The organism is Veillonella tobetsuensis (assembly GCF_002959935.1).
GTDB classification, from domain to species: Bacteria; Bacillota; Negativicutes; order Veillonellales; family Veillonellaceae; genus Veillonella; species Veillonella tobetsuensis.
This window is the reverse complement of sequence record NZ_PPDF01000012.1, coordinates 40,051-52,379: the sequence shown is the minus strand read 5'-3', so window position 1 is coordinate 52,379 and position 12,329 is coordinate 40,051. Positions and strand designations below refer to the sequence as shown.

Genomic DNA, 12,329 nt, shown 5'->3' with positions numbered 1-12,329 from the left:
TTAATAAAAATTAAACTTATATTTGTTATCATTAATTTGAATATTTTCAATATAGTTATTGTATCACAATTAGAAGATGAATTTCTGTAACCTAGAACACTTTATATTATGTATGATGAGCAATCCATAATTGACCTAATGATAGCCCCCCATCATTACAGGGAACCTTTTTATTAACATATAAATTGCCATGATGCCATTTATGTTGTAACAAATTCAATAATTTACGATTTTGGAATACACCACCACTGATACATACATCATCAATGCCATAGCGCTCACATAAATCAGCACCTACTTCACATATTGCAATAGCTAGCGTCTTATGAAAGCTTGCAGCCAAGGAGGATACACTTTCACCATGCACATAGCCATCCATAATCTGTTGTACGGTAGGCATCAAATCCAAAACTTGCCCATCATAATTAAAATCTAATAATTGGCCTTTTTCGTCGCCGCATTTAGACTCTAAAGCGATGGCGATTTGTGCATCAAAGGTGTGAATATTCCCCAATCCCAATAAAGAACCAATCGCATCAAATAGCCTGCCTACACTAGTGGTCATCATCATCGGCATATCAGACTGTAGTGCTTTATCAAGAATTTCCCATCCCACAGGCAGATTACCAGTCCACTCTTTATAAACCTCTGGTATATCCTTACCATAATAATTTCGTATATACCACAAAGCTTGGCGCCACGGTTCTAAGGCAGCCTTCTCACCACCTGGAAGTGGTGCCCCGTGAATATGTGCTACGCGCATGTATTCAGCACCATAACACAACATAAACTCGCCGCCCCATATAGTATCATCATCGCCATAACCAGTACCATCAAAACATATCCCCAAAACGGGATATTTCAAATCATATTCGGCCATAACCGATGCAATATGGCTATGATGATGTTGTACTTCTATAGTTGGAATATTGAGCCTTTCACTTAAGATTCGACCATAATTGGATGAGAAAAAAGAAGGATGTTTATCCATAACTATAGCCTCTGGTTTTACATCAAATAGCTGCTCATACCGTTCTATGGTCCACTCATAGGTGTCATGCGTGGACTGACTCGCTAAATCACCAATATGCGGGCCCATTAAAACCTCTTGCCCCTTATTCATGGCAAAAGTATTTTTTAAATCACTCCCCATTGCTAATACAGATTTATTAGACAACGATTCACAATGAATAGGCTCAGGTACAAACCCACGACTGCGACGAATCAAAAGAGGTTTGTCCTCCACAACTGATATAATCGAATCATCTACAGGTGCAAAAATTTGACGATTATGAATCAAATAATAGTCTGCAATCCCTTGTAATTTAGAAAGTGCATGTTCATCTTTATAAATTACAGAATCGCCACTAGCATTGCCACTTGTCATTACCCATACCGCATCTGAGGGCACCAATACATAATGAATAGGTGCATAAGGTAACATTACGCCTATCATATGATTATCTGGCGCTACAAATTTACTAATTGATAATGTCGATCTATCTCTTTTCTCTAACAGCACGATAGGTCTTGCCATATTTGCCAGCGCATCTAAGTCGCCATCACTAACAACAGCAAAGTCCTCTACAATATCAATGGAGCCCGCCATAACAGCAAGAGGTTTATCTTTTCTTTGTTTTCGTTCACGCAAGGTTTTTACGGCCTCATCATTTGTAGCATCACACACCAAATGATAGCCCCCAATGCCTTTTAGCGCTATAATCGCACCACTGGCGATTAATTCTCTCGCTTTATCAAAACAATTGTCCACAGCACACAGCTGACCGTTACGGTCTAACAAACGATAACTGGGACCACAATTTGCACATGCATTGGGTTCCGCATGATATCTACGCCCCATTACATCTACATACTCAGTATGGCAAGATTCACACATAGTAAAATCAGCCATTGTAGTTCGTTCTCTATCATAAGGCATAGATTTGATAAGAGAATATCGAGGTCCACAGTTTGTACAATTGATAAATGGATAGTCATGACGGCGCCCCTGCTCTTTCATCTCTGTTAAACACTTATCACAAGGAGATGTATCAGCACTAATGAAAGTGTTAACGGTCCCTCCAAGAGGAGATGGTGCAATGACAAAAGCATCCTTTTCATTACATTCTACGTCAGTAGGTTCCAAAGGTGTAATACCGACATGGGTTATACGACATAATCGCGGTTGTTCATCTTGAATCATATCCACAAATAATTGTAATGTATCTTTATCAGCTTGAGCCTCAACATATACACCGGAACCATCATTAAATACAAATCCATTAATACCTAATTGATGGGCCAACATAGAAACAAGGGGTCGAAATCCGACCCCTTGTACGATACCTGTAAATCGAATTCCCCACCGTTCATTAGTTTGTTTGTCTTCCAATCTAGTGTTCATAGTGGCTCCTATTACACAAAGTATAACAATATTTATAACTTATTTATCCTAAAGCTACAGGAATACTACCATCAATGCCAGCTTGCTCAAGTTCAGCTTGAATCATGATAGCACATTCAATGCGTTTCTTTTGTAGACGACAGCCAAATTCATAAGGTGTCTCTAAATCGCCACCTAATGTAATATTATTGGCGTGACAACCACCAGAACAGAAGAATTTAGCCCAACACTCAGCACATGTAGGTTTTGTAAATACATGTGTATTACGGAAGTCCTTTGGAATTTCTGTATTTTGCAAACCTTCATATACATTACCAAGAATATAAGCCTCTTTACCTACAAATTGGTGACATGGATAAATATCCCCATTTGGTACTACCGCCATATATTCATGACCAGCACCACAACCACGTAAACGTTTTGCCATACATGGTCCTCGGTATAAGTCCATACGGAAGTGGAAGAAATTAAATTTCTCACCCCACCCCTCTTTTTGACGTTCTAAGTATATTTCTGCTAACTTTTCATATTCCTTTTCAAGAGCTGGCCAATCTTCTTCACGAAGTACATAATCACCATCTTCACCTACCACAGGTTCCATGGATAAATGTTCAAAACCTAAATCAGACATAGCCATAACATCCTTAGTAAAATCAAGATTTTTATGAGTATAGGTACCACGTACATAATACTCCAAGCCATGGCGCTGTTTTACGGCATTTACAAGATTTTTAGCAATATATTCATAAGAATTAGCACCACTACCAGCTACTGGGCGCATTGCATTATGTACATCTTCACGACCATCTAAAGACAATACTAAGCTCATTTTATGTTCGTTTACATAATCGATTTTCTCTTGATTCAATAACATACCATTCGTAGTTAATGTCAATTTAAAAATCTTGTTATATTTTGGAGCTTCTTGTTCGATATACTCTACTGTTTGTTTTACTACTTCCCAATTAAGAAGAGGTTCACCACCAAAGAAATCAATTTCACAATGCTGACGAGAGCCACTCATTTGGATAAGAAAATCAACAGCCCGTTTAGCTACATCAAAGCTCATCAATTCTCGTTTTACACCACCGTAATCACCTTGGCTAGCAAAACAATATTTACAAGCTAAATTACAATCATGTGCAATATTTAAACATAAAGCTTTAACAATTGGCTTCTCACCAACTACAAGTTTAAACTCTGTACTCATAGGCGCAAATAACTGCTCTGCAGCGATTAACTCATCTAATTCATCCATGATTTCATTCAATTCTACAGGATCTTGAGAGCTATCTAAAGTAGCATGAACCGCATCGCGATTCGTGCCATCATATATATCTAATACTTTATCAATGAGTTCATCAATAACGTGAATGATACCACTATTTACATCTAAACAATAGTAGCTATCTTTCATCCGAAACTTATGGATCATTGGTTTTAATTCTAACATGGTACCTCCAAATTGTGTGTATGTGAAAGAACTAAACTATATAGAACTTTCTAGATAATTGTACCACATTTTTAGTATATCGTGCTGAAAGTGTTCATAAATATATACCATATACATTATGTAATGTAGTCATAACAAAAAAGAGAGCCATCGGCTCTCTTTTTATTATTTTTGTTTGCAAACTTGGTTGCCTACTGTGCAGCTTGTTTTACAAGCAGATTGGCAAGAAGTTTGGCATTCACCACAACCACCAGTTTTAGCAGTTTTTTGTAGAGATTCAGTGTTGATTGTACGAATACGTTTAGCCATGATTATCCTCCTCAATACTTATTGTATTAATATTATTTTATCATAGGTATTTAAACTATGTAAAACATAAATTGTAGTGCACCTATAAAAGTAAATCCATTAATTAGACAATTCAACAGATTCATTAGGTTCTTCTTTTTTTACTTTTTGTACATCCTTACGCAATGCTTTTCGTAAAGCTAATGCAATTGGTGTTACAATTACACCTGCAAATATGGCCTCCGGAATGCCATGCGTAGCAGACAAAATCAATATGGTCCCTAACACTTGATCCGCTGAAAGATGCATTGCCTCTGCAAACATATTGGAGTATAGTACATAAATTAATCCCATGACCATACATGTATGGAATATAGTGCCCATGAATGCGGAAACTATTAAACGAGGTCCTTGTGGCACCTTCCACAGTGATTTATATACCAATACGGCTAGCACTGGAAATAAAACGCGCGGTAATACTGATACCAATGGATTAATAAATAAGGGTGACAAAATATTTGGTGCTGTAAAGTTTTGCCAGAAACTATACATACCAAAAATAAGTCCAACAAAAGCACCTACCTTAGGACCTTCTACTAGGGCCCCTATCAAGGTTGGTACATGTAATGTTGTGACATTTAAAGGCCCCAAAGCCATAATGCCATAACCAGATAAGCCTAAAATAATTGTAATTGCTGCTAACAAACCTACAATGGTAAGCTCACGTAATGTAAGACTAGATTTTTTAACAGGTTCCTTACTCTGCTTACGCTCCATTGTGTCAGTTTGCTGTTCATGGATTGATACCTGTTGGTTACCATCCTTCACATTTTCATTCATAGAAAAGTCCTCCTCCGCTCTCATTCTTTAAGGATATGAGTCGAAACCAGAAATAAAAATCAACCCTTGCGTTTAGCAATGGTTTTTATTATACCCACCTCTACTAATTTACCAATCAGTACAGACGCGATAATAAACGTAAATTCTAATAATCCAGGTGTAATAAATACTAGTAGATTACCTTGATAAAGTGGGAAAATAGTAGGCGCTATTGCTTTCACAAATTCAGGAATATATCCACCATATAATATATGCCCATTCATAGCCAACAACATAATTGCTGTAACAATAATACGCAACAATCTAGATGCCTTATATTCACCACTTCGTGGATACATATAAAACACAAATACTAGCATAGAAACTAGAACAAATACAAATTCGCCAATTAAAGAATTTAAACTGATTGTAGGTCCAAAATAAGCTAGCATCACTGGATTAGTAAGGTCAATATAAAAAATTGATCCCAAATAAATAAATGGAATTGGCAAAATATAAATAGACATATCGATTGCTTCATCAACAATTCCCCATCGATGATTTCGATTAAAGAAGAATGTCATTAATAAAGCGACCAATTCCAATAATACTTGTGTAAAGAAATAGACACCTAAGAATACTAAGATAATAAGAGCCTCATTATCAATCATCACATTAAATGGTGTTGTAAATAAATTAATAACCGTAAATATAGCCCAACTATATGTATGATACCTCATGCAAAGAGGTAAATCGCTAAACTGCCCCTGACGCATACGTTGTAAGATTACAGGTACTAACAAGGATAACACAGGAAATGTAAGATAAGGAGATCCTAAACCCGTTTGATGTAAAATAGCGGTAAATACACTTACAAAAAATGCACTAATTAAGGTAAACAGAATAAATTGTTTATTCATTCTGACCTCCTAATATCTGTGAGATTAAGTAAGCTATAACAAGCATAACTGTAACCTGACCATACATGCCTCCAAGAAAAATTATATCTCTTCCGATAGCTGGTAGGCTCCAAAGCCAATCTAAATTCATACCTAAAAATATCAATTTATAAGTTCCAAATTGAATCGCCGCCCAAGCAACTACATAGACAATACGATTAATTCGTCGATTAGCATTACCGAATGTACTTGTTCTAAATGATAAATATGCCCAAGGAATGCATAAGGATAGTAGCAAATACCATACTAATGCTACCGCAGCACTAGACCCATTATGAATCATATACGAGATGACCGGAATTGCCACAATAAAAAGATTCATATATAGGGATCGTTTACAAATATCTAATAGTGTGTTCATATACGTTCTCCTAAGATAATTAATCACTTGATATTGTACACTACCTATCATGAAAATGCCACAAAAAAAGACCTCTTACAGATATTTTCTATAAGAGGTCCTTTATTTACATCATATTAACTCAATGTATTGAATTATAATGTTACTATGCCACTGTAGATTCAGCGGAAACATCAATAGTTTGTACATCGTTAGCTTCTTCTACAGACTCTTCTTTCAACAATGGAGTCATGCTTTCAATACCAATACCCAATGTGAATAGGTTATGTAACCAAGCAGTTTGACTTGGAGGCATGAAACCAAGTACGCCACCACCTACAAGAGCACCATTGAAGCCAACAATGCCATTGTAGTTAGCCTTAATACGTTTCATCAACGCTAAGGAAATACGACGCAAGTCAACAAGTGCTTGTAGATTATCAGAAGAAATCGTAACATTCGCAATTTTTTGTGCAATAGGAGCACCTTCATTCATTGCGATGCCTACATGTGCTTCAGAAATAGCTGGGGAATCATTGATACCATCCCCTACCATCATGACAGTATAACCTTCAGCTTTTGCTTGTTTTACATAAGCTGCTTTATCCTCTGGCAATACCTCTGCATGCACTTCATCGATACCGAGTTCATCAGCTACTCGTTGCGCATTGCGTTTAGAGTCACCAGTCATCATTACAATCTTTTTAATGCCTAAAGCATGTAAATCAGCAATAACTTGTTTAGATTCATCGCGTACAGGGTCTTTAATACAAATAACCGCTGCTAATGTACCCCCAATAGCGAGGTAAATATGGGAAGATGAATTTGGTAAATTGTTGAATTTTTCTTGTTCATCTGCAGGAATTTTTGTCTTTTCATCATCAAAGATGTAGTGAGCACTACCAATGCGTACACGGTAGCGACCGACTTTAGATGCAATACCATGAGCTACAACGTATTCTACATCGGAGTGCATTTCCTTGTGAGGCAAGTCATGATCCTTAGCAGCGCGTACAATTGCTTTTGCCATGGAGTGAGGGAAATGTTCCTCAATACATGCAGCTAATTTCAACATTTCATCTGCATCATGACCGTTGAACGGGATGATTTGTTCAAACTCAGGTTCTGCTTTTGTAAGAGTACCAGTTTTATCGAACACAATCATATCTGCTTGTGCAATTTGTTCTAAGAATTTACCACCTTTAACAGTGATACCGCGTTTAGATGCTTCTTGCATAGCAGAAAGTACTGCTAATGGAATGGATAATTTAAGAGCACAAGAGAAGTCAACCATTACGAAAGACAATGCTTTCATCACATTACGAGTCAACAAGTATGTTAAACCAGCACCAATAAAGCTAATTGGAACTAATTTATCAGCCATGCGGTATGCTTGTTGTTCCATACCGGATTTCATTTGTTCAGACTCTTCAATGAGGTTAACGATTTTTTCGTAACGAGATGTTTTGGATGTGCTACGTACTTCTACAATAGCTTTACCGTCTTCAACAACAGTACCTGCATATACAGAACTGTCTTGATCGCGACGAACCGCTTCTGGTTCACCAGTCATAGAGCTTTCATTAACAAGAACAACACCATCGATAACGACACCATCCAATGGAATCACTTCGCCTTGACGAATGATAATTTGATCGCCTGCTACAACTTCGTTAACTGGCTTGCTCACTTCGATATCGTCAACTAATACCCATACTTTATCTACATTCAAAGACATGCTTTGAGCAAGATTCAATACGGATTTACGATGAGTCCATTCTTCTAAAATATCCCCAATACCCAATAGGTACATAACAGCGCCAGCTGTAGGGTAGTCTTTTTGAAGTAATGCAGCACCAATAGCTACGCCATCAAGTACTTCGACAGTTAACTTACGTTGCCACAATGTTTTAATCGCTTTACCGATAAATTTAATACCGTCAAACCAAGCCCATGCTGCCGCAATCGGTGCAGGTAACACTACTTTTTTACCTAAGTAAAGTGCAGTACGATTAATCATCATTTCACGGTATTTTTTATTTACCAAGCGTGGTGAATATTCGTTCAAAGCAGGTGCTTCGGACAAGTCTAAATCGCGTAGACCTAGCACTGCTTCACGCACAGCATCAACATCGCCAGTATGTTTAATGGCGATTTGACTGCTACGAGTGTAGAAGGTTACGTCTAAAATTGCATCATTAAGGAGTAATGTATCCTCTACATAAGCGGCTTCAGCCTCTGTAAAGTGATGACCAGTTACCTTAACATGCAAGCGATTTCTGAGTTTTTTTACTACAGAAAATTGTAACATATGTGCAATCCTCTAATTATTTGTTTTCTTCAAAGATTTCTTCGTTGCGTGCTTCGTTGATTTCTTGAGCTTCTGCCAATACATCAGATGCGGAAGCTTGTACTTTTTCAGCTGTTTCTAATACAGTTTCTTTAGCGCGAAGACCAGCTGCTACGATACCAGCATATACTTTTTTAGCATCTTTAGAAGTTAACACTTTAAGACCTACAGTACCCAATGCAAGTCCTGCTGCGAATAAGTTAGCGTTTTTAAGATTTTTTTGATCGATGTTGAACATGATAATATTCCTTTCTACTAAATATGATAAAAAATTTAATTACTATATTTGAAAAGAGGAGCCATTATAGATACTCCTCTTCTCATTCAATAACTTGAGTGTTGTTCTGATTACTTATCAGCTCGTTTAATGCCTAACGCTTTATTGGAACCATCACAACTGCAGCTTCCACCACAACCAGATGATTTACCGGAGTCAGATTTACCGCCGCCACAGCCGCAGCCACCTTTACCGCTAACTTGTTTAAACATTTTAAAACCAATATAAGCTAATGCTAGAACAACTATGAGTCCTATAATGAGGTTATCCATACTATTCCTTCTTTCTCAATATCTACCAATATTTCAATATTAGTAATTTAACAAATGAGTTAAAAGCAATACTTTTGGATATTTCCCTTTTCTCATTATCATTTAAACACAAATAATGATAATTGGCAAGAATAAATTTATTTTTTTCTATAACTAAATCACATTTTTCCAATATATTTTAGTTATAGATATTTAAGGAATGTTAATCATAATGATTAGCCATACCTTAAATTAGTAACCTAATGCTTTGCCTATATTGTAGAAGATGAAACATGCAATCCATGCAAATGCGTTTTCATAGAAGAACATGAAAGCAACCCATTTCCAAGAACCTGTTTCACGTTTGATAACAGCTAATGTTGCCAAACAAGGTGGGTAAATTAAGATAAACAACATCATTGTCAAACCAATTAACGGTGAGAAATGAGGGTCATTTTGTAGGTACTCAGTCAACGGTGCTGGATTTTGATCATCGCCACCAACAGCGTAAATAGTACCTAATGTAGAGATAACGACCTCTTTAGCTGCTAAACCAGCTACTAATGATAGGCCCATTTTCCAATCAAACCCCAATGGTTCTAGCACTGGGTTGATAGCTTTACCAAAAGATGCTGCATAGGATTGTTCAATTTTTTCCGCAGCTTGTTCTTTATCAATTTTGTCATTTTCAGCATCTAAGTTAACGCTATTTTTATACATTGCCCATGCTGCTGGGAACAATTTTTCATTTTGGTCTTTAATGCTATTGAATAATTCAGGAGCTGCAGAATCAGCTTCTACAGCTACTTCAGGTTCATCTTCTCCTGCGTTCTTAGCAGCATCAGTAGCATCTTGTACAGTAGATTTCATATCTTCCACAATTTTATCTACTGCTTCTTTTTGGTCATCTGCAGTAATGCCAAATTGTGCTAATGTAGCTGCATCTTTTACTTCGTACTCTTGAGCAACTTGTTCTTTCATTGCGTCATAATCTTTAGAGTATTCTACATCCATAGGATATGCAGTGATGAACCAAATCAAAATAGATGCAGCCATGATGAAAGTACCGGCTTTAATAATGTACAATTTAGCACGTTCGTACATATGTAACCAAGTGGCTTTCAATGTAGGCAAGTGATAAGGAGGTAATTCCATTACAAATGGTTCAGCCTCACCAGAGAAAATGAATTTACGGAAGATTTTCGCAAAGATAACACCAAAGATAATACCTAAGAAGTACACAGAGAAGACAACAAATGTACTATCCCAACCATTCGGGAAGAATGCATTTGCAAATAAGATATATACCGGTAAACGAGCAGAACAACTCATGAATGGTGTAATCAAAATAGTAACCATTCGATCCTTATAGTTATCAAGGATACGAGCGCCCATTACAGATGGTACGGAACAACCAAATCCCAATAACAAAGGAATAAATGATTTACCATGCAAGCCACATGCGCGCATTACGCGGTCAATAACGAAGGCTGCACGAGCCATGTAACCAGTATCTTCCAAGAAAGAAATTCCAAGGAAGAGTAATAAAATTAATGGCAAGAATGAAAGTACCGCACCTACGCCGGCAATAATACCGTCAGATACAAGTGACTGTAGTTGGCCTTCTGGAATAGTCTGAACCACATAAGCTTGTAATGCAGCGAAACCATCCTCGATCCAACCTTGAGGAATACCACCTACGATGTTTACGAACGCAAACAATAGGTACATAACAACCATGAAGATTGGTAAACCCCAAATACGGTGCGTTAAGATTTTATCATAACGATCGGAACGTGTTTCTATCTCTTTTGGAGCTTGTGTTAAAGATTGGTTATATACTTCAACAGCATAACGATGGCGATATTCTTGGAATACTATATCAAGATCAACTTGATCTTTGATTTCTTCACGGATAGCTGCTGCCTTTTGTAGAACTGCTTCTGTATTCGCAAAGCCTTTAACTTTTTCCACCACATCTGGATCGTTTTCTAATAATTTAATAGCGATCCAACGTAGTGGATACGTTACTGTACCAGCTTCTTCAAGTGCGGCTACGAGTTCAGCAATTTTGCCTTCTAATAAATCACCATAATTAACTGTTACACCAGGTGCTTTTTGAGAAGCAGCTACGCTAATTGTTGCTTCTAACAACTCTTTTGTACCAATATTTGTACGACCTACTGTACTAACGATTGTAGCGCCTGTTAATTCAGCCATTTTTTTAAAGTCGTAATTGATACCCATTTCTTCAGCAACGTCAGCCATGTTTAGAGCAATAACCATTGGCTTTTCAAGTTCCAACAGTTGTGCCGCTAAATACAAGTTACGTTCTAAGTTAGATGCATCAAGGACGTTTACGATTACATCTGGATTATCGTTTACGATTACATTTCGAGCTACTAACTCATCCAAGGAACGAGCCGTTAAGCTGTACGTACCTGGTAAGTCGATAAATAATAACTCTTGACCATTAAATTTAGTATGGCCTTCTTTCTTTTCTACCGTAACGCCGGCATAGTTACCAACGTGTTGCTTCGCCCCTGTGATATTGTTAAACATTGTAGTTTTACCACAGTTAGGGTTACCTGCTAAGGCAATACGAATTTGCCCTTTTTCTGCCATGTGGACCTCCTATTGTACATCTACATCAATCATACCAGCTTCACTTGTACGAAGTGCCAATTCAAAGTTTTTAACTTTGATTTCTACTGGATCACCCAAAGGGGCAAACTTCATAACATGGATTTTTGTACCACTTACAAGACCCATGTCTATCAGACGATGCTTAACATTACCGCTGCCATGTAGAGCAACAATAAGACCAGACTCACCTGGTTTCATGTCTTTCAACTTTTTGATAGCCATACGACACCTCCTAATTATTGTATCTAACAACCTCATATTAACCACACACCCAATGAATAATGCGTATTAATATCTTAAATAATTATATCATGCTAGCTCACAATTTCAACAATAATTATCAATATTTCATCTAAAATATTAATACAGAGTATAAATATTAATTATGCAATTTATTCATAAACCCCACATATTATCTAGTCCAATCATATTATTCCCATAACTATATATAAGGGTCTAAGATCATATAAAGGCTATTTAAATGAGAACATCAGTTAATTAATTCTCATTTTTCTGCAATCCTATTCTCATTATCAAAACAA

The 12,329-nt window shown here is 36.9% G+C and carries 11 protein-coding genes; all 11 read right to left on the bottom strand.

The features are described from left to right. Window positions 1-106: 106 nt before the first annotated feature. The 11 genes from hypF to VTHSUH11_RS06095 all read right to left on the bottom strand — a co-directional run bounded on the left by hypF (window position 107) and on the right by VTHSUH11_RS06095 (window position 12,009). Window positions 107-2,404 carry a carbamoyltransferase HypF gene (hypF, locus tag VTHSUH11_RS06145; protein WP_105093020.1) on the bottom strand — a complete coding sequence of 766 codons (2,298 nt, stop codon included), beginning with the start codon at window positions 2,402-2,404 and terminating at the stop codon, window positions 107-109. Window positions 2,405-2,447: 43 nt separating this feature from the next. Beyond that, window positions 2,448-3,857: a thioether cross-link-forming SCIFF peptide maturase gene (gene scfB, locus VTHSUH11_RS06140; protein WP_105093019.1), complete on the bottom strand. Its 1,410-nt coding sequence runs from the start codon at window positions 3,855-3,857 to the stop codon at window positions 2,448-2,450. A gap of 165 nt (window positions 3,858-4,022) precedes the next feature. Then, window positions 4,023-4,166 (bottom strand): six-cysteine ranthipeptide SCIFF, encoded by a 144-nt coding sequence (gene scfA, locus VTHSUH11_RS06135; protein ID WP_004693318.1) that lies wholly within the window; start codon window positions 4,164-4,166, stop codon window positions 4,023-4,025. A 99-nt stretch (window positions 4,167-4,265) separates the two neighbouring features. Continuing rightward, window positions 4,266-4,985 carry an ECF transporter S component gene (locus VTHSUH11_RS06130; protein ID WP_105093018.1) on the bottom strand — a complete coding sequence of 240 codons (720 nt, stop codon included), beginning with the start codon at window positions 4,983-4,985 and terminating at the stop codon, window positions 4,266-4,268. A 59-nt stretch (window positions 4,986-5,044) separates the two neighbouring features. Further along, window positions 5,045-5,884 (bottom strand): hypothetical protein, encoded by an 840-nt coding sequence (locus tag VTHSUH11_RS06125; protein ID WP_105093017.1) that lies wholly within the window; start codon window positions 5,882-5,884, stop codon window positions 5,045-5,047. Continuing rightward, entirely contained in the window at window positions 5,877-6,284 is a 408-nt protein-coding gene (locus tag VTHSUH11_RS06120; RefSeq protein ID WP_059361840.1) for a hypothetical protein, read from the bottom strand. Before VTHSUH11_RS06120 ends, VTHSUH11_RS06125 begins: the two co-directional genes overlap by 8 nt. Window positions 6,285-6,429: 145 nt before the next feature. After that, window positions 6,430-8,574 (bottom strand): heavy metal translocating P-type ATPase, encoded by a 2,145-nt coding sequence (locus tag VTHSUH11_RS06115; protein ID WP_105093016.1) that lies wholly within the window; start codon window positions 8,572-8,574, stop codon window positions 6,430-6,432. A gap of 16 nt (window positions 8,575-8,590) precedes the next feature. Next, window positions 8,591-8,851, bottom strand: a complete 261-nt coding sequence (locus VTHSUH11_RS06110) for a DUF6110 family protein (RefSeq protein WP_004697111.1) — start codon at window positions 8,849-8,851, stop codon at window positions 8,591-8,593. 110 nt (window positions 8,852-8,961) lie between these two features. Beyond that, the gene (locus tag VTHSUH11_RS06105; RefSeq protein ID WP_105093015.1) at window positions 8,962-9,162 is read right to left on the bottom strand and encodes a FeoB-associated Cys-rich membrane protein; all 201 of its coding nucleotides are present in this window, start codon (window positions 9,160-9,162) and stop codon (window positions 8,962-8,964) included. A gap of 231 nt (window positions 9,163-9,393) precedes the next feature. Then, window positions 9,394-11,766: a ferrous iron transport protein B gene (gene feoB / locus VTHSUH11_RS06100; protein WP_105093014.1), complete on the bottom strand. Its 2,373-nt coding sequence runs from the start codon at window positions 11,764-11,766 to the stop codon at window positions 9,394-9,396. Between the two features lie 9 nt (window positions 11,767-11,775). Beyond that, window positions 11,776-12,009: a FeoA family protein gene (locus VTHSUH11_RS06095; protein WP_105093013.1), complete on the bottom strand. Its 234-nt coding sequence runs from the start codon at window positions 12,007-12,009 to the stop codon at window positions 11,776-11,778. Window positions 12,010-12,329 lie beyond the last annotated feature (320 nt).

Bases quoted from the DNA above. Each gene is read 5' to 3' on its own strand.
- hypF (WP_105093020.1), bottom strand. From the start codon at position 2,404: ATGAACACTAGATTGGAAGACAAACAAACTAATGAACGGTGGGGAATT.
- scfB (WP_105093019.1), bottom strand. From the start codon at position 3,857: ATGTTAGAATTAAAACCAATGATCCATAAGTTTCGGATGAAAGATAGC.
- scfA (WP_004693318.1), bottom strand. From the start codon at position 4,166: ATGGCTAAACGTATTCGTACAATCAACACTGAATCTCTACAAAAAACT.
- VTHSUH11_RS06130 (WP_105093018.1), bottom strand. From the start codon at position 4,985: ATGAATGAAAATGTGAAGGATGGTAACCAACAGGTATCAATCCATGAA.
- VTHSUH11_RS06125 (WP_105093017.1), bottom strand. From the start codon at position 5,884: ATGAATAAACAATTTATTCTGTTTACCTTAATTAGTGCATTTTTTGTA.
- VTHSUH11_RS06120 (WP_059361840.1), bottom strand. From the start codon at position 6,284: ATGAACACACTATTAGATATTTGTAAACGATCCCTATATATGAATCTT.
- VTHSUH11_RS06115 (WP_105093016.1), bottom strand. From the start codon at position 8,574: ATGTTACAATTTTCTGTAGTAAAAAAACTCAGAAATCGCTTGCATGTT.
- VTHSUH11_RS06110 (WP_004697111.1), bottom strand. From the start codon at position 8,851: ATGTTCAACATCGATCAAAAAAATCTTAAAAACGCTAACTTATTCGCA.
- VTHSUH11_RS06105 (WP_105093015.1), bottom strand. From the start codon at position 9,162: ATGGATAACCTCATTATAGGACTCATAGTTGTTCTAGCATTAGCTTAT.
- feoB (WP_105093014.1), bottom strand. From the start codon at position 11,766: ATGGCAGAAAAAGGGCAAATTCGTATTGCCTTAGCAGGTAACCCTAAC.
- VTHSUH11_RS06095 (WP_105093013.1), bottom strand. From the start codon at position 12,009: ATGGCTATCAAAAAGTTGAAAGACATGAAACCAGGTGAGTCTGGTCTT.